This is a genomic window from Phaeobacter sp. JH20_08 (assembly GCF_048056635.1).
GTDB classification, from domain to species: domain Bacteria; phylum Pseudomonadota; class Alphaproteobacteria; order Rhodobacterales; family Rhodobacteraceae; genus Phaeobacter; species Phaeobacter bryozoorum.
In genome coordinates this window covers 24,317-45,047 of record NZ_JAYMVV010000010.1, presented here as the reverse complement: position 1 = coordinate 45,047, position 20,731 = coordinate 24,317, and the positions used below count along the sequence as shown (strand labels likewise).

General features: G+C 62.2%; 19 protein-coding genes. 9 read left to right on the top strand and 10 right to left on the bottom strand.

Going from position 1 to position 20,731, the window contains the following annotated elements; translation table 11 throughout:
• Window position 1: 1 nt before the first annotated feature.
• The gene (gene panB, locus VWY75_RS09585) at window positions 2-865 is read right to left on the bottom strand and encodes a 3-methyl-2-oxobutanoate hydroxymethyltransferase (protein WP_416537630.1); all 864 of its coding nucleotides are present in this window, start codon (window positions 863-865) and stop codon (window positions 2-4) included.
• Between the two features lie 161 nt (window positions 866-1,026).
• Here panB and VWY75_RS09580 point away from each other — a divergent pair, with 161 nt between their 5' ends.
• Window positions 1,027-2,505, top strand: a complete 1,479-nt coding sequence (locus VWY75_RS09580; protein ID WP_416537629.1) for an ABC transporter substrate-binding protein — start codon at window positions 1,027-1,029, stop codon at window positions 2,503-2,505.
• A gap of 71 nt (window positions 2,506-2,576) precedes the next feature.
• Here the strand turns inward: VWY75_RS09580 and VWY75_RS09575 are convergent, their stop codons facing one another.
• A complete protein-coding gene (locus VWY75_RS09575) occupies window positions 2,577-3,761 on the bottom strand; it encodes an acetoin utilization protein AcuC (protein ID WP_416537628.1) in 1,185 nt (394 codons plus the stop codon).
• A gap of 195 nt (window positions 3,762-3,956) precedes the next feature.
• Between VWY75_RS09575 and VWY75_RS09570 the strand changes: the two genes are divergently transcribed.
• The 5 genes from VWY75_RS09570 to VWY75_RS09550 all read left to right on the top strand — a co-directional run bounded on the left by VWY75_RS09570 (window position 3,957) and on the right by VWY75_RS09550 (window position 9,365).
• Window positions 3,957-4,904: an ABC transporter permease gene (locus VWY75_RS09570; protein WP_416537627.1), complete on the top strand. Its 948-nt coding sequence runs from the start codon at window positions 3,957-3,959 to the stop codon at window positions 4,902-4,904.
• A gap of 121 nt (window positions 4,905-5,025) precedes the next feature.
• A complete protein-coding gene (locus VWY75_RS09565; protein ID WP_416537626.1) occupies window positions 5,026-5,841 on the top strand; it encodes an ABC transporter permease in 816 nt (271 codons plus the stop codon).
• On the top strand, window positions 5,838-7,445 hold the full coding sequence (locus tag VWY75_RS09560; protein ID WP_416534273.1) for an ABC transporter ATP-binding protein: 1,608 nt from the start codon (window positions 5,838-5,840) through the stop codon (window positions 7,443-7,445). The genes VWY75_RS09565 and VWY75_RS09560 overlap by 4 nt, the downstream gene beginning before the upstream one ends.
• Window positions 7,442-7,915 carry a GNAT family N-acetyltransferase gene (locus VWY75_RS09555; RefSeq protein ID WP_260078801.1) on the top strand — a complete coding sequence of 158 codons (474 nt, stop codon included), beginning with the start codon at window positions 7,442-7,444 and terminating at the stop codon, window positions 7,913-7,915. Before VWY75_RS09560 ends, VWY75_RS09555 begins: the two co-directional genes overlap by 4 nt.
• Window positions 7,908-9,365: an aldehyde dehydrogenase family protein gene (locus tag VWY75_RS09550; protein ID WP_416537625.1), complete on the top strand. Its 1,458-nt coding sequence runs from the start codon at window positions 7,908-7,910 to the stop codon at window positions 9,363-9,365. Before VWY75_RS09555 ends, VWY75_RS09550 begins: the two co-directional genes overlap by 8 nt.
• 126 nt (window positions 9,366-9,491) lie before the next feature.
• Here the strand turns inward: VWY75_RS09550 and pncB are convergent, their stop codons facing one another.
• The 3 genes from pncB to pncA all read right to left on the bottom strand — a co-directional run bounded on the left by pncB (window position 9,492) and on the right by pncA (window position 13,774).
• The gene (gene pncB / locus VWY75_RS09545; protein ID WP_416534271.1) at window positions 9,492-10,781 is read right to left on the bottom strand and encodes a nicotinate phosphoribosyltransferase; all 1,290 of its coding nucleotides are present in this window, start codon (window positions 10,779-10,781) and stop codon (window positions 9,492-9,494) included.
• A gap of 64 nt (window positions 10,782-10,845) precedes the next feature.
• The gene (locus VWY75_RS09540; RefSeq protein ID WP_416537624.1) at window positions 10,846-13,110 is read right to left on the bottom strand and encodes an ATP-binding protein; all 2,265 of its coding nucleotides are present in this window, start codon (window positions 13,108-13,110) and stop codon (window positions 10,846-10,848) included.
• 58 nt (window positions 13,111-13,168) lie between these two features.
• Window positions 13,169-13,774 (bottom strand): bifunctional nicotinamidase/pyrazinamidase, encoded by a 606-nt coding sequence (gene pncA, locus VWY75_RS09535; RefSeq protein ID WP_416537623.1) that lies wholly within the window; start codon window positions 13,772-13,774, stop codon window positions 13,169-13,171.
• A 121-nt stretch (window positions 13,775-13,895) separates the two neighbouring features.
• Here pncA and VWY75_RS09530 point away from each other — a divergent pair, with 121 nt between their 5' ends.
• From VWY75_RS09530 to VWY75_RS09520, 3 genes are all read left to right on the top strand, one after another.
• Window positions 13,896-14,810, top strand: a complete 915-nt coding sequence (locus VWY75_RS09530; RefSeq protein WP_340546378.1) for a rhodanese-related sulfurtransferase — start codon at window positions 13,896-13,898, stop codon at window positions 14,808-14,810.
• A gap of 165 nt (window positions 14,811-14,975) precedes the next feature.
• On the top strand, window positions 14,976-15,173 hold the full coding sequence (locus VWY75_RS09525) for a hypothetical protein (RefSeq protein ID WP_416534267.1): 198 nt from the start codon (window positions 14,976-14,978) through the stop codon (window positions 15,171-15,173).
• Window positions 15,174-16,163 (top strand): Hint domain-containing protein, encoded by a 990-nt coding sequence (locus tag VWY75_RS09520; RefSeq protein WP_416537622.1) that lies wholly within the window; start codon window positions 15,174-15,176, stop codon window positions 16,161-16,163. It begins immediately after the preceding gene.
• Between the two features lie 22 nt (window positions 16,164-16,185).
• On the opposite strand, the gene hpaH is transcribed toward VWY75_RS09520, so the two are convergent.
• Genes hpaH through VWY75_RS09495 form a run of 5 tightly spaced genes read right to left on the bottom strand, consistent with a single transcriptional unit; the run spans window position 16,186 to window position 20,714 of the window.
• Complete coding sequence (hpaH, locus tag VWY75_RS09515) at window positions 16,186-16,986, bottom strand: 2-oxo-hept-4-ene-1,7-dioate hydratase (protein WP_416537621.1); 801 nt, start codon at window positions 16,984-16,986, stop codon at window positions 16,186-16,188.
• Window positions 16,983-17,837, bottom strand: coding sequence for a fumarylacetoacetate hydrolase family protein (locus VWY75_RS09510; RefSeq protein ID WP_416537620.1), 855 nt, complete (start codon window positions 17,835-17,837; stop codon window positions 16,983-16,985). The genes hpaH and VWY75_RS09510 overlap by 4 nt, the downstream gene beginning before the upstream one ends.
• Window positions 17,834-18,817 (bottom strand): 3,4-dihydroxyphenylacetate 2,3-dioxygenase, encoded by a 984-nt coding sequence (gene hpaD, locus VWY75_RS09505; protein ID WP_416534263.1) that lies wholly within the window; start codon window positions 18,815-18,817, stop codon window positions 17,834-17,836. Before hpaD ends, VWY75_RS09510 begins: the two co-directional genes overlap by 4 nt.
• On the bottom strand, window positions 18,817-20,328 hold the full coding sequence (hpaE, locus tag VWY75_RS09500; protein ID WP_416537619.1) for a 5-carboxymethyl-2-hydroxymuconate semialdehyde dehydrogenase: 1,512 nt from the start codon (window positions 20,326-20,328) through the stop codon (window positions 18,817-18,819). Before hpaE ends, hpaD begins: the two co-directional genes overlap by 1 nt.
• Window positions 20,325-20,714, bottom strand: a complete 390-nt coding sequence (locus tag VWY75_RS09495; RefSeq protein WP_416534261.1) for a 5-carboxymethyl-2-hydroxymuconate isomerase — start codon at window positions 20,712-20,714, stop codon at window positions 20,325-20,327. Before VWY75_RS09495 ends, hpaE begins: the two co-directional genes overlap by 4 nt.
• Window positions 20,715-20,731 lie beyond the last annotated feature (17 nt).

Sequence of the window (20,731 nt, the reverse complement as noted above, 5' to 3'; positions counted from 1 at the left end):
ATCAGTCCTTTTGCGGGGCCTTGGCCGGTGCCGCCGTCGTCGGTGCCGGGGCCTGGTCTGCAAATACATGTTCAGCCGCCGGGAAGCTCCGCGCGCGCACCTCGGCTGCATACTCGGAAATCGCCGCCTCTGCCAAGGGGCCGAGATCGGCATAACGTTTCACGAATTTCGGCTTAAAGGCGGTAAAGAATCCCAGCATGTCATCGACAACCAGAATCTGACCGTCACAGCCGGCACTGGCCCCGATACCGATGGTCGGAATCGCCACCTCAGCGGTGATCCGATCGGCCAGCCCCTGCGGCACCTTTTCCAGCACCACGGAAAACGCGCCTGCATCCGCCACCGCATGAGCATCCGCCAGCACGGCATCGGCCTGCGCGTCGCGGCCCTGCACCTTGTAGCCCCCCAGCGTGTTGATCGACTGCGGCGTGAGGCCGATATGCGCCATCACCGGGATGCCGCGCTTCACGAGAAAGCGGATGGTCTCGGCCATCTCGACACCGCCCTCCAGCTTGACCGCCCCGGCGCCGGTTTCAGCCATCAGCCTTGCGGCATTGCGAAACGCCTGCTGCGGACCTTCCTCATAGCTGGCAAAGGGCATGTCGATGACCATCATCGCCTGTTTCAATCCGCGCGCCACCGCCTGCCCGTGCAGGATCATCATCTCCATCGTGACGCCAAGCGTCGAGGGCAAACCGTGCAGCACCATGCCAACGCTGTCGCCGACCAGCACAAAATCGCAATGCGCGTCCATCAGCTGCGCCATCGGCGTGGTATAAGCCGTGAGGCTCACCAGCGGGGTGCCGCCTTTGCGGGCGCGGATATCCTCGGCATTGGGAGCCATTTTGCGGGCCGTTGCACTCATGATGCTGTCCTCTCCGTTCGCATTGCGCACCGCTAGCAATTTACGCTGCGCGCTTCTAGGGGGCGAAATGTCCCGCTAACCTTGATTACCTGACGGAAAACGCGGAACAGTTTTCCGAAAGGTCACAAAATGCGGCCACCACCCAGAGGGAGAGACCACCAATGACACGATTGCCATTCCTGTTTGCTGCCAGTTCCGCACTGTCCATTCTGGCGGGGGCGGCTGCGGCGCGAGAGACCGTCACCGTGGCCCTGCAGCTGGAACCGCCGCATCTGGACCCCACCAGCGCTGCCGCCGGGGCCATTGATCAGGTGCTCTATTCCAACGTCTTTGAAGGGCTCACCCGCTTCATGGGCGATGGCTCGGTTGTACCCGGTCTCGCCGAGAGCTGGGAAATCTCCGAGGATGGGCTGACCTACACCTTCTCTCTGCACAAGGACGTCCGCTTTCACGATGGCTCCACGATGGACGCCGAGGATGTGAAATTCAGCCTTGATCGCGCCCGCGCCGAGGATAGCACAAATGCCCAGAAAGCGCTGTTTGCAGATATCGCCAGTGTTGATGTGGTCGATCCGCTCACCGTCAGGCTGACCCTGTCGCAGCCCAACGGTATGATGCTGTTCAACCTTGCATGGGGCGATGCCGTCATCGTGGCCCCCGAAAGCATCGAGAGCATCAAGACCATGCCCGTCGGCACCGGGGCCTTTGCCTTTGATGGCTGGGTTCAGGGCGACCGGATAGATCTTGTGCGCAACCCGGATTACTGGGGCACGCCCGCCATGCTGGACGGAGCAACCTTCAAATTCATCTCCGACCCCACGGCGGCCTTTGCGGCGATGATGGCCGAAGATGTCGATGCCTTCTCCAGTTTCCCCGCGCCGGAAAACCTGCCTCAGTTTGAGGCCGACCCGCGGTTTCAGGTGCTTGTCGGCTCCACCGAGGGCGAGACAATCCTTTCGATCAACAACAAACAGGCGCCCTTCGACAATCCCAAGGTCCGCGCCGCCGTCGCCCATGCGATTGATCGCCAGGCCATCATTGATGGTGCGATGTTCGGCTACGGCACGCCGATTGGCAGCCATTTCGCACCACATCACCCCGCCTATGTCGATCTGACCGGCAGCAGCGCCTATGACCCGGAGAAATCCCGCGCCCTCCTGGCCGAGGCGGGTCTGGCCGATGGCTTCACCACCACGCTGCACCTGCCGCCGCCCTCATATGCGCGCCGGGGCGGGGAAATCATCGCCGCCCAGCTGGCCGAGGTCGGCATCACCGCAGAGATCATCAATGTGGAATGGGCGCAGTGGCTGGAAACCGTGTTCCGGGGCAAAAGCTTTGGCCTCTCCATCGTCAGCCACACGGAGCCGATGGATATCGGCATCTATGCCCGCCCCGATTACTACTTCCAGTATGACAATGCCGCCTTCCAGCAGCTGATGACGGATCTCTCGGGCACCACCGATCCCGACACCCGGACAAAGATGCTGCAACAGGCGCAGGAGATCATCGCAAACGACTATGTGAATGGCTTCCTGTTCCAGCTGGCATCGCTGAGCGTGGCCAAGGCGGATCTGCAAGGTCTCTGGGCAAATGCCCCCACACAGGCCACCGACCTGACGGCGGTCAGCTGGGCAAAATAGACCATTCCCCCAGTGTTAGAGACTGAATAACAGCGCCCCAGACCGGGGCGCTGTTGCCGTTTGCTCAGGCCTCAGCGCAGCCCCCGCCGCCTGCGCAGCAGCGTCACAGCCTCGCGGATCTGATCGCGCACGGGGCCGGGACGCGGTTCATCGCGCAACGTGGTGAACCAATGCTCCGGCGGGTTGCGCCCCAGACGATGCCCCTTGAACTCCAGCCCACGCAGCACCCCCTCGGCCGCCGGTGGCAGACGCTCGGGGATCTGATGCCCGTTCAGCACAGCCCAGACCCCGGTCCACAGCCGCCCGACGGACCATGGATTATAGCCACCGCCACCCAGCACCAGATAGCGCGGCGCAAGCGGGCGCAGCGCCGCCACCACCGACCAATGCGCGTTGTTGGACAGATCCAGATGCGCCAAAGGATCCTCGGTGACCGCATCCGCCCCGCATTGCAGGACCACCGCATCAGGCGCGAAATCCGCCACCGCCGGCAGGATCAGCTCTTCCAGCACATAGCCCAACTCGCTGTCATTGAACCCGCGCGGCACCGGCAGATTCAGCGCGCTTCCGCCTGCGTCATCGTCCAGCCGACCAGTCTTCGGCCAGAGGTTCTCCTCATGGGTGGAGATCATCAACACATCGGGATCCCCCGCAAACCCATGCTCGACCCCATCGGCATGATGGGCATCAATATCGACATAGGCGATCCGCTCTGCACCGTGATGGCGCAGTGACAGCATCGCCAGCACCGGGTCGTTCAGATAACAGAACCCATTCGCCCGATCCGGCATCCCGTGATGGGTGCCACCGGCCGGATTGTAGATCACCCCACCATGTGCGAGCTGCTCACCGGCCAGAATAGATCCGCCGGCAGCCGTCGCCGGCCTGCGAAAAATCTCGGGGAACACCGGGTTGGAAATGGTGCCGATGTGATGGCGTGCCTTGACCTCATCGCTGACAGTCTGCGCCTGCTCGGCAGCCTGAAGCGCCGCGATATACTCAGCGCTGTGCCAGCGCCGAAGGGCGGCAGGCTTTGCCCGGGGAGAGATCTGATACTGCGCCGCAGGCAGCCAGCCCAGCGCCCGTGTCAGATCCATCACCGTTGAGACCCGCGGCACCCGCAACGGATGCGCACGCCCGTAGCTGGAACCACGGTAAATCTCCGAGCCGATAAAAACCGGCGCCTCCAGCGCCTTTGGAACGGACCTTGTCCGAGCAGGATCAGACAGTGAAATGGCGGCGGCTCTCGGTGTCATGCGACCAGAGATAGCCCGGAACCGCGCGCCGCCAAACCCCGTATCTGCAACCGACGCGACAGCTGCGCGATAGCCGCACGCCTTCGCCTAATGCGATCCTGCGAGACAACTGGAAAACAATGCCTTTGACGAATTATCAAGGTCGATGCCCGCCCGCTCTGGACCCCCGCCCAGCGCCCCCCTAACCTGCCGCCAATGGGACGCTATATCGCCAAACGCCTGCTGTCGCTGATCGTCAGCCTTGTCATCGCCTCTTGGGTGATCTTCTTCGTCATCGAGATTGCACCGGGCGATCCGGCCTCCTTCATGCTGGGAATCAACGCACAGCCCGACACAATCGCTGCCCTGCGCAGCGAACTGGGCTTGGACGAGGGGAAATTCGCCCGCTACATCAGCTGGTTCACCGGCATGTTGCAGGGCGATTTCGGCACCTCCTATACCTATCGCACACCGGTAGCCCAGATGGTTGCGGATCGGCTCTGGGTCTCGCTGCCGCTTGCGGTCTATGCGCTGACACTCTCGACACTGATTGCCTTGCCCGCAGGCATCTATGCCGCCGCGCGCCGGGGCAAATCAGGGGATATTGCCGTGATGGGCGCAACCCAGCTGGGGGTCGCTGTCCCGAACTTCTGGTTTGCGATGATGCTGGTGCTGGTGTTTGCCATCAATCTGCGCTGGTTCAGTGCCGGCGGGTTTGTCGGCTGGGAGGCCGGCCCGCTGGCCGCGCTGCATTCCCTCACCCTGCCCGCCATTGCGCTGGCCCTACCGCAGGCGGCTATTCTGGCCCGCGTCATGCGCTCGGCTCTCTTGGATATTCTGGGCGAGGATTTCATCCGCACCGCCCGCGCCAAAGGGTTGAGCCAGCGGCAGGCTCTGTGGCGTCACGGGCTGCGCAATGCGCTGATCCCGGTGCTGACCATCATCGGGTTACAGTTTTCCTTCCTCCTTGCCGGCGCGATCATCATTGAACAGGTGTTCTACCTGCCGGGTCTGGGGCGGCTGGTGTTTCAGGCGATCTCTGCCCGCGATCTGATCGTGGTGGAAAGCGTCGTGATGCTTCTGGTCTTCGCGGTGATCCTGGTGAATTTCCTTGTCGATCTGACCTATGCGCTGGTCGACCCAAGACTGCGGGGGCGCGGATGACAAACCACATGTCTCACACATGCCCCGCACAGCCGGGCAGCGTCCGACCCTCCCCCCGGGAGGGCGCTTTGCACCTACTCAGGGTCGGACGCAAGCCACTCCGCGACACGCGAGGCCCCCGATGACCCGTAGTCTCATCCTTGGTGGTGTCCTGTCCGCACTGGTTCTGCTGGCAGCACTGCTGTCGTTCATCTGGACGCCTTACGACCACACCGCGATGAACATCCCCGCCAAGCTGCAAGCCCCAAACGCCATACACTGGCTCGGCACCGATCACTTTGGCCGCGATATCCTGTCGATGATCATGGTTGGCGCACGCACCTCGATTGCTGTGGCACTGGTGGCGGTGGGCATCGGCATGGGGCTTGGCGTGCCGCTTGGCCTCGCCGCGGCAGCCAAACGCGGCTCCTGGCTGGACGAAGGCATCATGCGGGCCAATGATCTGGTCTTTGCCTTCCCGTCGTTGGTGATCGCCATCCTGATCACTGCCGTCCTTGGCGCCGGTGCGATCAATGCGATCATCGCCATCGGCATTTTCAACATCCCGGTCTTTGCCCGCGTCACCCGTGGCGCGGCGCTGTCGCTCTGGCAGCGGGAGTTCATTCTGGCCGCCCGCGTCGCAGGCAAGGGCGCGACCAGGATTTCAGCCGAACATATCCTGCCCAATGTCGCCAACCTGCTGATCGTGCAGGGCACCATCCAGTTCTCGCTTGGCATTCTGGCCGAGGCGGGGCTCAGCTACGTCGGCCTTGGCGCACAACCGCCGGTGCCCAGCTGGGGCCGGATGCTGGCCGATGCGCAGACCATGGTCAGCCTCGCCCCCCATATGGCGCTGGTGCCGGGCTGCGCGATCATCCTCACCGTTCTGGGCCTCAACCTGATGGGGGACGGGCTGCGCGACTGGCTGGACCCGAAATTGCAGGGAGGTCGCGCGTGACCCTGCTTGAGATCACCAACCTCTCGCTCTCCATCGGCACCTTCCCGATCCTGCGTGATGTCTCCCTGTCGGTAGATCCGGGCGAGATCCTAGCCATCACCGGCGAAAGCGGGTCCGGCAAATCCCTGACCGCGCTGACCATCCTGCGGCTTCTGCCCAATTGCACCCGCCTCTCCGGGCATCTGAGCCTTGAGGGCCAGGACCTGCTGGCGCTGAGCGAAGAGCAGATGTGCAATCTGCGCGGGCGCAAGATTGGCATGGTATTTCAGGAGCCGATGACCGCGCTCAACCCGGTGCAGAGCATTGGCGATCAGGTGATGGAAACCCTCCTGCTACACAGCAGCGTGACCAAAGCCGAAGCCGAAGCAGAGGCGCGCAGCCTGCTGGACCGGGTGGGCCTGCCCGCCGAACGCTTCCCGCTCAGCCGCTATCCGCACGAGCTGTCCGGTGGCCAGCGCCAGCGCGTGGTCATCGCCATGGCCATCGCCATGCGGCCGGCGCTGCTGATCGCAGATGAGCCGACAACCGCGCTGGATGTGACAACACAGGCGCAGATCCTCGACCTGCTGCGCGATCTGGTGCGCGACTACGGTATGGGGATGATCATCATCACCCATGATCTCGCGGTGGTGGCTGATATGGCCGACCAGATCGTCGTCATGCGAAAAGGCGAAGTGGTCGAGACCGGCAGCACGACGCAGCTTCTTGCCAATCGCCGTCATCCCTATACGCAGAAACTCTTTGCCGCCTCGAACCATCAGGCCGCCCTGCCCCCGGTGGTGGATACCGACCCGCAGGACACCCCCCTTCTGGAGGTGCGCGACGCGGTGCGCGACTATCCCCTGCCACGCAAACGCCTGTTTGCGCCAGCAGACCATATGCGCGCGGTGGATCACGTCAGCTTTGCCCTGCATCGTGGCGAACGGCTGGGGCTGGTGGGCGAATCCGGCTGCGGGAAATCCACCCTGACCCGCGCCATTCTGGGGCTGGAACCTCTGCAAGGCGGCGAGATCCTGCTGGATGGTACCCCGCTGTCGCCCAGGGGGTTGAGCGCCGAGCAGCGGCGCAAGATGCAGGTGGTGTTTCAGGATCCCTTTGGCAGTTTCAACCCCCGCCACCGCGTCGCACGGCTGATCACCGAACCCTTCCACGGCGTTCCAGACGCCCCCAGTGGGCAAGACCGGGACGATCGCGTGGCTGAGGCACTAAGTGCCGTTGGCCTCAACCCCGAGGACGCAGGTCGCTATATCCACCAGTTTTCCGGCGGGCAGCGCCAGCGCATCGCCATTGCCCGCGCGCTTATCACCCGGCCGGAGCTGATCCTGTTTGACGAAGCGGTCTCGGCGCTGGATGTCTCCGTGCGGGCGCAGATCCTTGACCTTCTGGCAGAGCTCTGCACTTCCTATGGGCTCAGCTATCTGTTCATCAGCCATGACCTGCATGTGGTGCGCAGCATGACCGACCGCTGTCTGGTCATGCAAAAGGGTCAGATCGTCGAACACGGCAGGACAGAAGATCTGTTTGCCAATCCGCAACATCCATATACGACATCTCTGATCGCAGCCGCTCCGGTGCTACCCGATCTGAAAACGGGGGCTGCATGAGCTTTAGACTGACCTTGATCCTGCCGCGCGAACGGGCGCGGCTGGCAGCGGCGCTGACCCGCTACTACTCCGAAATTGCCCCGGACCTGCGGATCGACCCCAGTGAGCGCGCAGGCCAGATGCTGCACCGCAAGGATGTGACGGCGTTCTGGATCCGCCAGGAGCAGGACCGCATCGGGTTTGCCATCGTACTTAACCTGCCCGATGATCGCCGTGAACTGTCGGAATTTGCCATTGATCCGGCCTATCGCAGGCAGGGGTACGGCCATGCCGCGGCCAGCCTGATCTTTGCCGAATTTCCTGGGTATTGGCGGATGGGCATTTCCGCAGGCTCGCCCAATGCGGTGGCGTTCTGGGGCACCTGTCTCAGCGCCGTGAAGGGGGTCGAGCAGCTGCGTGAAGGCGCGCCTTTTACCGAGCATCAGATCAAGAGTTACAGTTTCCACATCGCAGGAGCCCAGAATGACTGACGCAGCGCCGCTTTGGTTTGATCCCGCACTCTGCCTGATCGGTGGCAGCTGGCAGGCCCCTGCCGGGGGCGGAACGCTTCCCCTCACGAACCCGTCTGATGGCAATATCCTCTGCCAGATTGCCCGAGGTGACTCCCGCGACATTGACGCCGCGGTTGCCGCTGCCCGCACCGCTCTGAATGGTGTTTGGGGAGAGATGACCGCCACCGAACGCGGGCGGCTTCTGACCCGGATGGGCCAGATGGTGCTGGAGCGCTGCGAGACCCTCGCCCAGCTGGAGGCACTGGACGTCGGCAAGCCACTGACACAGGCGCGGGCGGATGCGGTGGCGCTGGCGCGGTATCTGGAATTCTACGGCGGCGCGGCGGACAAACTGCATGGCGAGACCATCCCCTATCAGGCCGGTTATACCGTCTACACCCTGCGCGAACCCCATGGGGTCACCGGTCATATCGTACCCTGGAACTACCCGATGCAGATCATCGGCCGTTCTGTCGGTGCCGCGCTGGCAATGGGCAATGCCTGCGTCCTGAAACCCGCCGAGGAAGCCTGCCTGACCGCGCTCGCCTTTGCCCATATCGCGGTGGAGGCCGGGCTGCCCGCAGGCGCGCTGAACGTGGTTCCGGGCATCGGCGCCGAGGCTGGCGCGGCGCTGGCGGGACATCCGGGTGTTGATCATATCTCCTTTACCGGGTCGGTCAGAACCGGCGCGCTGGTGCAACAGGCGGCAGGGGCCAATGTGGTGCCGGTCACGCTGGAACTGGGCGGGAAGTCTCCACAGCTGGTGTTTGACGATGCCGATCTCGAGGCCGCCCTGCCGTTTCTGGTGAACGCAGGGATCCAGAACGCAGGCCAGACCTGTTCCGCCGCTTCGCGCATTCTGGTGCAACGGGGCGTCTATGATCAGGTGCGCGCCGCCATGGCCGAGGCCTACAGCCGACTGACCGTGGGGCCGGCCCTGTCCGACCTGCGTCTGGGACCGCTGATTTCCGCCCGGCAGAAAGAGATCGTCGAGGGCTATCTGGCGCAGGGCGCCGACCTCACGATTGCGGCGCAGGGTGTGCTGAGTGAGGCGGCCAGCGACAAAGGCGCCTATGTGCGCCCAACCCTGTTTGCAGATGTTGCGGCGGATCATCCGCTGGCGCAGGACGAGATATTCGGCCCGGTGCAGGTGCTGATCCCATTTGAGGATGAAGCAGAGGCGGTCAGGATTGCCAACAGCACCGACTACGGGCTGGTTGCGGGCATCTGGACCCGCGACGGCGCCCGCCAGATGCGGCTGGCCAAGCGCCTGCGCGCGGGTCAGGTCTTCCTCAACAACTATGGCGCCGGTGGCGGGGTTGAGCTGCCCTTTGGCGGGGTGGGCAAATCGGGCCATGGCCGCGAAAAAGGCTTTGAGGCGCTCTACGGGTTTTCGCAGCTGAAAACGGTTGCGGCCTATCACGGCTAGGCCGACGCCCGCGATCAAGGTCAGCAGGACTCACCCATTGTTTCGCGTGCGAAACATTGGGGCAGATCTATTGCCGCAACTTATTGGGAAATCCGCGCCCAACGCCCCCAGATGGGCGAAGTATTTCTAGACTATTACCGCCTGGCTTTGCTGTTCACCGACACCAAACACCCGCTTGTAACGGTCGATTTCAGCCTGCGGGCCCATCGCCTTTTCCGGGTTGTCGGAGAGTTTGACGGTGGGGCGGCCATTGGCCGACACCGCCTTGCACACCAGGGAGAACGGCGCGAGGCCGTCATCCGGCACCAGCCCGCGGAAGTCATTGGTCAGCAGCGTGCCCCAGCCAAAGGACACTTTGGTACGGCCTGAAAACTGCGCATGCAGTTCCTTGATCTTGGCAACATCCAACCCGTCGGAGAAGATCACCCGTTTGTCCTGCGGGTCCTCGCCCCGCTCCTGCCACCAGCGGATCGCGGTTTCGGCGCCGCTTGCGGGATCGCCGCTGTCGATACGGATGCCGGTCCAGCCCGCCAGCCAGTCCGGCGCGCGATCCAGGAACCCCCGGGTGCCATAGGTATCGGGCAGGATGATGCGCAGATTGCCTTCATGCTCGTCATGCCAGTCGGACAGCACATCATAGGGGGCCTGCGCAAGTGCGGCATCATCTTCGGCCAGCGCGGAATAGACCATCGGCAGCTCATGGGCGTTGGTGCCAATAGCCTCGACCTCGCGGCGCATGGCAATCAGGCAGTTCGAGGTACCGGTGAATTTATCGCCCAGCCCCTCCATCATCGCCTGCACGCACCAGTCCTGCCAGAGAAACCCATGACGGCGGCGGGTGCCGAAATCGGCGATGCTGAGGCCGTCTATGTCGCGCAGCTGTTCAATCTTTTCCCAGACCCGGGTCATGGCGCGGGCATAGAGCACCTGGAGTTCAAACCGGCCCATGCTGTTGATCACCGCGCGGCTGCGCAGTTCCATAAGAACCGACAGGGCCGGGATTTCCCAGAGCATGACCTCGGGCCATTTGCCTTCAAACGTCAGTTCGTATTGGTCGCCCTTGCGCTCCAGCTCATAGGGCGGCAGGCGCAACCCCTCGAACCACTCCATGAAATCGGAGCGGAACATCTGGCGCTTGCCGTAGAACGTATTGCCGCGCAGCCAGGTGCTTTCGCCACGCGACAGCGATAGCGAGCGGATGTGGTCGAGCTGTTCGCGCAGCTCGCCTTCGTCGATCAGATCGGCCAGCGGGATATGTTTGGATCGGTTGATCAGCGAGAAGCGGACATTGGTGTCGCGGCGATTGCGATACACCGACTGGCACATCAGCAGTTTGTAAAAATCAGTGTCGATCAGCGAGCGCACGATCGGATCGATCTTCCACTTGTGGTTATAGACGCGGGTTGCAATGTCCACAGGCGGCCTCATCCATCGTGTTTCAATGGTTGATAAAACAGGCCGCAGCCAGGAGCAAAGGAAATCAGACTGCTGCGCGACGACCCTGAGGAAGGCTGTGTTTGCACAGAACCGCAAGCAGGTCATCGCGGTTGATCGGCTTGCTGAGGAAATCATCCATGCCCGCGGACAGGCAGGCCTCGCGATCGGAATCAAAGGCATTGGCCGTCAGTGCCGCAATGACAGGCTGGCGGATCTCCATCTCGCGGATCATGCGGGTGGCCTCCAGCCCGTTCATCACCGGCATCGACATATCCATCAGAATGACATCGGGATCAAACTCCGGCGTTTTCTCGACCGCCTCGGCGCCATCCACGGCAAATTCCAGCGTAACCGGTTCGTCCTGAAGGTATTTCTCAACCAGGAGGCGGTTGATCCTGTTGTCCTCAGCGACGAGGATACGCATCCCCTGCAAACAGCCTTCTTCCTGCGGGATGATGCCGTCGGTGTCGGACAGGGCGGAGCCGGTGGCAGGCTGCATGCGCAGGTGGACGGAAAAACAGGCCCCTTTGCCAAGGTCAGAGGTCACGTCGATCTCACCGCCCATCGCCTCGCACAGGAGGCGCGATATGGTGAGGCCAAGACCGGTGCCGCCAAACCGCCGCGTGATCGCCGCATCGGCCTGAGAGAAGCGTTCAAAGATCTGATCCTGCTTGTCCTTGGCGATGCCGATGCCTGTATCGGTGACCGAGAAGCGCAGGCGCAGCCGGTCGCCCGCCTCCGTGGTGGCCACCGCGACGCGAACGCCGCCGGTCTCGGTGAATTTCACCGCATTGCCGACCAGATTCAGCAAGACCTGGCGCAGGCGCCGATCGTCGCCATTGATCAGCCGGGGCACGTCCGGCGCGATATCGAGATCAAGGCTGATGCCCTTCTCCTGCGCCTGCGGTTCAAACAGCTTCAAGGTCTGCTGGAAACAGGCGCGCAGATCAAAATCAACCTCGCTCAGGATGACCTCGCCCGCGTCCATCTTCGAGAGATCAAGCACATCGTTGATCAGCGACAAAAGGGTGCGGGCCGAGCCGAGGATCGTATCGGCATAGAGCTTTTGCTCGTCATCCAGATTGGTCCGTTCCAGCATCTGCGCCATGCCGATAACCCCGTTCATCGGGGTGCGGATCTCATGGCTCATGGTGGCGAGGAATTCGGATTTCACCCGCGCGCCCTCCTCCGCGGCGATGCGGGCATCCTTCAGCTGCTGTTCGTATTGTTTGGCGGCGGTGATATCACGTTCGACGGCAATGATGGTCTCCACCGTCCCGTCGTCGCGCAGCATCGGCACCTGATTGGTCTCCAGCCACAGACGCTGACCATCCTTGCGACGATTGCAGATCTCAAGCCGAAACGGTTTGCCGGTGGCGCGCCCCTTCTCCAGTGCCTTGACCACCGCCATATCGGTGTCTTCACCGTTCAGCAGCTCACCCGGCATCCTGCCGATCGCCTCATCGTAGCGGTAGCCGGTGATCCGGGTGAACGCCTCATTGACCCATGTGATCCGCCCCTCCTGATCCATGAGGAAGACGCTGTCGTTGGCATTCTCGGCCACCAGAGCAAGCTGTTGGGATTGCAGCTGCTGGGCCTGTAGCTTGGCGTTGATCTTGGCCAGCTGCTTATGTTGCAGGGCCATCGCCAGGGTGTTTTTGCGGCTGCGGTGGTAGCGACCCGCGATAAAGCTGACGAAGAAGAAGACGCTGACATAGAGCACGCCCAGACCGGCGAATTGAAAGGACTGCACCTCGATCACGGCAGTGCTGTGATCGGCAAGGGTTTCAATCGCGATGCTGACCAGAGGTGTCAGCGCATAGACCACCAGCCGCACGATACCGGCAGAGATCTGATAGGGCAGGATCACCGTGGCATTGATGGCGGCCCCGACCAGGATACCGACGGTGAACAGCGGCGTGGCATGGGCCTGATGCAGGTGGTTTTCCGCGTGGATGAAATACGATGGTGAACAGGCCAGAAAGGAGAGGGAAACCGCCTGCACCCCAGCGGTGAGGCTGCTGATGGCCAGCACGCGCTTATAGGGGGCATTATCCGCAATCGGCGTTGCCCGCATAAGGTAGAGCGTATCAACCAGGTCGCCGAGAAACGCGACCACAAAGACCAAGAGACCAGCCATTGGCGATATTAGCAGACCGATCAGCGCCGACAGCCCTGCCATGATCAGCTGGCGGAACGCAAAATACCGGCACCGCCCATCCGCATAGCGGTTGAGCAGCCCGCGCTGGCTGTATCGCCTGCTATAGGTTTCTAGCGGCCCAGTGTTGAGCGCATCGGCCTGCGGCATCTCTTTGCAAGGTCCCTGATGACGACGAGTCTCTGAATATCGTCAATTCGTTAATAACTTACCCAAAGGCACCAACCAGCCGCACGCCTGCCGATTGCATATGCGTCACTGCGGTTGTCAGAGAGCCATCCAGATCAATCGCGCGGCAGGCTGTCAAATCCACTGTCACGTCGTAGCCCAAACGGGCGGCATCCAGTGCCGAAAATGCGACACAAAAATCGGTGGCAAGCCCGACCAGCGTCAGATCGCGGATGCCGCGGTCCTGCAGATAGCCGTGCAATCCGGTGGGCGTGCTCTGGTCGTTTTCAAAGAACGCCGAATAGCTGTCGATATGACGGCGGTAACCCTTGCGCAGAATCAGGTCGCCACGCAGGTCCAGATCCGGGTGGAACTGCGCCCCGGCGCTGTCGATCACGCAGTGATCGGGCCAGAGCACCTGCGGGCCATAGGGCATGTCGATGCTGTCATAGGCGGCAGCGTCGCGGTGTTGCGAAGCAAAGGAACTGTGGTCGACCGGGTGCCAGTCCTGTGTCATCAGCACCGCGTCGTAATCAGGCATCATCGCATTGATTGGCGCCACGACCTGATCCCCGTCCGGCACCGCCAGGGCACCGCCGGGGCAGAAATCCAGCTGAACATCAATCACGATCAGGGCTTTGGTCATCGGGTTCTCCACGTCTTGCCTGACAGGGGTACGCCCCCTGCGCCCACCCGTCAACAAAGCTGCGGCGATGCGGCATTCCACGACCTTGCAGCGCCTTGCCTGCTTGGTGTAGAGCGGCGCCATGTATACGATTGCCGCTCTCTACCACTTCACCCGTTTCGACGATCCCGCCGCTCTGAAACCGGCGCTTCTGGCCCTTTGCGAGGCGCAGGGGGTCAGGGGCTCATTGCTGCTGGCGCAGGAAGGCATCAACGGCACCATCGCTGGCCCGCGCGCCGGGATTGATGCGGTGCTGGCCCATATCAAGGCGCTGCCCGGTTGCAGCGATCTTGAATGGAAGGAAGCCACCAGCGACAAGCCCCCCTTTGGCAAGATGAAGGTGCGGCTGAAGAAAGAGATCGTCACTATGGGCCAGCCGGACATCGACCCGCGTGCCCGCGTCGGCCATTACGTGGAGCCGGAAGACTGGAACGATCTGATCCGCTCGGACGATGTCGTGGTGATCGACACCCGCAATGACTACGAGGTTGCCATCGGTACCTTCGAAGGCGCGATCGACCCCAAGACCGAGAGCTTCCGCGAATTTCCGGCCTGGTGGGAACAGAACAAGGACCGGTTCCACAACAAGCGTGTTGCGATGTTCTGCACCGGTGGCATCCGCTGCGAGAAATCTACCAACTTCCTGATTGGTCAGGGCGTGGAGGATGTCTATCACCTGAAAGGTGGTATCCTGCGCTATCTTGAGGAGATGCCGCAGGAAGACAGCAGCTGGACCGGCGAATGTTTCGTCTTTGACAGCCGGGTGTCCGTCGGACACGGGTTACAGGAAGGTCCGCATGAGCTGTGCAACGGCTGCCGCAGGCCCATTCTGCCAGAGGACAAATCCAATCCGGCCTTTGAGCAGGGGGTGTCCTGCCATCTCTGTATCAATGAGACCTCTGAGGCCGACAAGGCCCGGTTCCGCGAGCGGCAGAAACAGATGAGACTGGCGCGGGAACGCGGCGACGACCACCTGGGCCATCTGCCGCTGCGCTGAGGCCAGCGCCGGCCGCCGCGATACCGATCACATCGCCACTGATCTGCGCATTTACGGGCCCCTTTTCGGCGGCGCTGCGTGGAGTCGCGCAAAAACTGTTTGGCGAAACGCCACACTCGCCTAAAGTAATTGGTAACCATGATTAAAGAGTGAGCCGGGTGAGTGATGGCGACGCGCAAGAACCAAGACTTCTGTTCCGATCTAAGAACACGCTGCGGCACAGAGGTGGACGCGGCGGAGCGGCAGTTGGCCGAGGCTGAGCTTGGCTCCGGGGCGATACGGTACAAGCTCAATCCGGCAGGGCTGCGCCATCTGTTCAAATCGCTGTCGCAAGACGATAGCGGATCGCAGGGGCAGAGCTAGATGCCACAGTATACCGTCACAGCCTTCAATTGGAGCGCGGCTGGCTACAACGCCCAGTACAATACATCCTATACCGCGACGCTGGATGACGATGACGGGGCCTATCAGGGCGGAGCCGACGGCAACGAGAGTATCAGCATCAACGGGGGCGCCTTCGGCGGATCTGCAGGGGAGCCTTACGCCATTGACGTCTCCTTCACCGACACCGGCGGCACCCCCCATGTCGAGACCTTCTATTTCTTCAACACCGGCGGCAGCTGGTATTTTGTCCCCGGCCCGGGTTCTGAATTCACCGTTGGTGCGACACTTGGCAGTTACCAGAGCCACACCACGGGCTGGAATTATTCCGAGATCACCTGTTTTGTCCGCGGCACCCTGATCGAAACCGAACGGGGTCGGGTGGCTGTCGACTCCCTGACCGCCGGTGATCGCGTGCTGGTCGCTGATGGCAGCTACCGGCCGCTGCGTATGGTGATGAGCCGCGCGCTGACGGCGGATGCGCTGCGCGCCAACCCCAAGCTGCGCCCGGTCAGGATCACCGCCGGGGCGCTGGGGCATGGTCTGCCGATGCGCGATCTTCTGGTGTCTCGGCAGCATCGCATGTTGGTGTCGTCAAAGATCAGCGAACGGATGTTTGCCGACGCCGATGTGCTGGTCGCCGCCGTGCGGCTGACCGAGCTGCCAGGTATTGATATCGAGCAGACCTGCGAGCCGGTGGAGTATTTCCACCTGTTGTTCGACAGGCATGAGGTGATTTTTGCCGAGGGCGCCCCGACCGAGAGCCTGTTTACCGGTGCCGAAGCGCTGAAGGCGCTGACGCCGGAGGCCTATGAAGAGGTCACCCTGCTGTTTCCCGAGCTGCTTGCGCCGCAGGCCGCATGCCGCACGGCCTGCCATATCCCCAGTGGCAGACAGCAACGCCGGTTGGTGGCGCGGCATCTGAAAAACAACAAGCCCATTCTCGCAAGCGGCGCCGTCGCAGTGCCATAAGCATCGCACAGGTGAAGTTGTCTCAGGCGAAGGTGATCTCCACCGCGCCGAAGGGGCCGAAATCAGCCCTGATCGCAGTGCCGGAGGGGCATTCGACGGGGCGGATAAAGCTGCCGGAAAGGATGATCTGACCGGGTTCGATGCGCTGGCCATATTGCGCCATGCGGCGGGCCAGCCAGACCACGCTTTCGACCGGATCATCAAGCACGCCTGCGCCAAGCCCCGTTTCCTTAACCTCGCCATTGCGCGAGGTGATTGCCCCGACCCAGCGCAGATCAAAGGCGTCGACCGCGTGGCGCTGCGGTCCCAGTACGACACCTGCATTAGCCGCATTGTCGCTGATGGTGTCGAATACGTTGCGGCTTTGGCCCGTTTCCCTGTCCTGGCGCGCGATGCGCGTGTCGAGGATCTCCAGCGCGGGTGCCACATAGTCGGTGGCGGCAAGCACCGCAGCACGGGTAATATCGCCGCCACCGAGGGCGCGTTTCATGACAAAGGCGATCTCCGCCTCGATCCGCGGCTGGATGAAACGACCGGCGGGAACTGTCGTGCCATGTGAAAACACCATGTCGTCAAACAGGATACCGCTGTCGGGTATGTCGATGTTCAGCGCGTATTGCATCGCCTTGGAGGTGAGGCCGATTTTCCAGCCGACGACGTTGTGCCCCTGCGCCAGCTTGGCTTCGCAGATCGCCTTCTGGATCGCATAGGCATCGTCCATATCCATCTGCGGATAGCGTCTGCTGAGCAGGCCGATCTGCTGTCCCGTTGCCTCCGCCCGCAGGAGATCCTCTGCGGCCCTCGCGTGATCCTGCGGTGTCATGGGGCTTCGTCCTCGATCGTGTTGCGCAGCGTGCCGATGCCGGAAACCTCGATCTCAACCACATCGCCGGGTTTCAGGAACTGCGGCGGATCCAGCCGTGCGCCGGACCCGGTGGGGGTTCCGGTCACGATAATATCGCCCGGCTCAAGCGTCATGAAGGTGGAGATATATTCGATCTCCCGCCGGATCGGGTGCATCATGCGCGACAGGACATCATCCTGCCTGACCTCTCCGTTCACACGGGTGATGATGCGCGCCTCATCCAGCTGCGCCGGGTCCCGGAACGGCACCAGCCAAGGGCCGATGGCACCGGAGTTGTCCCAGTTCTTGCCCTGGGTGACGTTGAATTTCGCGTGGCGCACCCAGTCGCGGATGGTGCCTTCGTTGCAGATGGTGAGCGCGGCGATATGGTCATAGGCGTCGGCCGGTGCGATGCGCCGCCCGCCTTTGCCGATGACAATCGCCACCTCGCCCTCATAATCGAGCATATGGCTTTCGGGGGGGCGGATGAGCGGGCGATTGTGGCCAGTGAAGCCACTGGCAAAGCGGGGGAACAGCGACATGTATTTCGGCTGCTCGCTGCCGTCTTTGTATTCGGCATTGCGATCCGGGAAGTTGACGCCGACACAGAGGATCCGCCGCGCATTGGGCAGCACCATGTCGTACTGCACATCTGTGTGGGTGACGGATCTGCCCTCGGCCGCGACCATCAGCTGATCCAGCCCGCCCGCGCGCACCACATCCAGCAGGGTCGGCCATTGCGGGAAGTCCGGGCTAAGCGCGATCATCCCGTCATCGGTTGCGGCCCCGTAGAAAGCCTGCCCGGCTGCGCTGTAACTTGCAAACTTCATGGGGCGATGATCGGGCTGGCTTGTAACTCCGACTCCCTCGGCGTGACGCCGACAAAACGGCTGCCGTGTTTGAACCAGCTTTCCGGGGCCGGCGCCCCCCAGAGCGTCTGGCGCTGCGGATCCTTCAGATCCCATTTGATCGGTTCAAGGTCGGGATCGACGGTCTGATAATCGGAACAGTAGATTTCGATCCGGTGGCCATCGGGATCGAGGATATAGAGGAAGAAGGCGTTGGAAATGCCATGTCGACCGGGGCCGCGTTCGATATTGGTCACATAGCCGGTGGTCGCCATCAGATCGAGCAGGTCGATGATATTGAGCGGGTTCGGCACCCAGAAGGCCACATGGTGCATACGCGGGCCGGTGCCATTGGTGAAGGCCATGTCATGCACGCCACCTTTGCGATGCAACCAGGCCGCCCAGAGTTTCTTGCTGTCTTCGTCTTCGGTATATTCCGTCACCCGAAAGCCGAAATCGCTATAGAAGGCGACCGAGGCATCGACGTCATGGCTGAAGCAGTTGAAGTGGTCGATCCGCAAAGGTTTCACACCGCGATAGAGCGCGTATTGCTGGTGGATCGGCGCCAGCCGGTCCATCTTGTGGTAGAACTCCAGCGGGATCCCCATATTGTCCGAGGTCAGCAGCGTACGCCCCTGATACGGGCGCTGCACCCATTCTGTTGGCCGTCCCTTCTTGCGGAAATAGGCGTCGGCGCGGTCCAGATCCTCCTCGTCAAAGGTCTTGAACCCCATCACCTCAACCGTGCCCGGCTGATCTGATTGTTGCAGGATCACGCAGTGGTGACCGCGCTCCTCCATCGCGCGCAGGTAGACGCGCTGTGTGTCCTCGTCGCTGACCTGAAGACCGAGGATCTCGGTGTAGAAACGCTTGGAGGCGGCCAGATCCTTGACGTTCAGGCAAACGTGGCTGAGCCGGATCGTGTTGAAATCGGGATAGAGATTTGGGGCGGGAACAGGCATCAGAGCGCTCCTAGCTTGGTGATCTTATGGGAGCCGGTGGCAAAACCGATGTGTTTTTGCTCCATGTAGAACTCAAACGACCAGTCGCCGCCGTCGCGACCGATGCCGGAGGCTTTGACGCCACCAAAGGGCGTGGGCAGATGGCGCACATTCTCCGAGTTCACCCAGATCATGCCCGCTTCCAGCTTGTCGGTGAAGCGCAGCGCCCGCGTCAGATCGTTGGTCCAGAGATATCCGGTGAGCCCATAGGCGGTGTCATTGGCCAGCGCCAGCGCCTCCTCCTCGGTCGCAAAGGGGATTGAGGTCAGCACCGGGCCAAAGATCTCCTCCTGCGCGATCCGCATATCGTTGCGGGCACCGGTGAACAGTGTCGGGCGGACGAAATACCCCTCGTTGCCCAGCACCTCGCCGCCGGCGGCAATCGTCGCGCCGTCGTCTTTGGCAATGCCGAAATAGCTGGTGACCTTGTTGAAATGCTCCTCGCTGACAAGCGGGCCGATCTCGGTCGCGGGATCCAGGGGGTGGCCAACCCTGATATTGTTGATGCGCTCGATCAGCCGGGTTTCGAAGTCGGCGCGGATGCTGTCTTGGACCAGAAGCCGGGAGGAGGAGGTGCAGCGTTCGCCATTGATCGAATAGATCATGAAGATCACCGCATCGAGCGCGCGCTCAAGATCGGCATCCTCAAACACGATGACGGGGTTCTTGCCGCCCAGTTCAAGATGGTTGCGCTTCAGCGTATCGGCGCCCTGTTTGACGATCAGGCTGCCGGTGCGCGACTCCCCGACAAAGGCGATGGCCCGGATCGCCGGGTGTTCGCACAGCGCCTTGCCCACCTCATCGCCGAACCCGTTGACAGTGTTCAGCACACCCGGTGGCAGTCCGGCCTCCTCGGCGATCTCGACCAGCAGCCGCGCGGTCAGCGGTGAGGCTTCGGCGGGTTTGTGAACGACGGTACATCCCGCCGCTAGCGCCGGCGCAATTTTCCAGGTCGAGAGCATGAAGGGTGTGTTCCACGGCGTGATCACCCCAACCGGGCCGATAGGCACACGGGTGGTCACATTCATCAGGGTTGGGGATTTGAGATGCTGGCCATCGCGCGCTTGCACAACCTGATCGGCAAAATACCGGAAATTCTCGGCTCCGCGCAGCGCCGCTTTGGACATGAATTTATAGGCCTGGCCAGTATCCCAGCATTCACAGAGCGCGATTTCTTCGGCGCGGGCTTCGATGCCTTCGGCGATCCGAATGAGGATCTTCCTTCGTTCAGAGGCCGACAGGTCGCGCCAATCTGCAAAGGCCTGCTGCGCGGCGCGGGCGGCGGCGTCGATATCTGCGGCTGAGCCCTGGGCAACATCGCAGATCACGCTTTTGTCCACCGGCGAGATGGTCTGAAACACCCCTGCTCGGCCGGCCACATCGGCGCCGGCAATCCGGTTCTGGATCCCGGAGGCACGGAACCGCTCCAGATAGCTGTCCAATTTGCGGATATGGCTGTCGAGCTGGCTCATGCCGGGTCCTCCAGATGATCACGGATATTTCCGAATTTCGGTGAAAGCGCTGCGTTGATGTCGCGCATCTCTGCTGACAGGGCAATGGAATGGCGATCCATCGCCGGGGCCACGAAGTTGCGCAGCACGGCAAAGATACGGGCGGTTGCGTCTTGCTTTACGGTGTCGCTGCGCCCCTCCCGCAGGCGGATGGACAGGTCGATGAAACCATGGTCCGGGTTGCCATCGGCAATTGCCACATGATCGACGCGCAGCGCCCGCACCCGGATCCCTGCAATGGGAAAGGTGTCGATCGCGGCCGCCTCTGCGCGGATCGCCTCGCACAGTGCAGAGATGTCCAGCACGTCCTCTAGATTGGCGGAATATTCGATCTGGAAATGGGGCATCAGGGCACCTTGGCGAC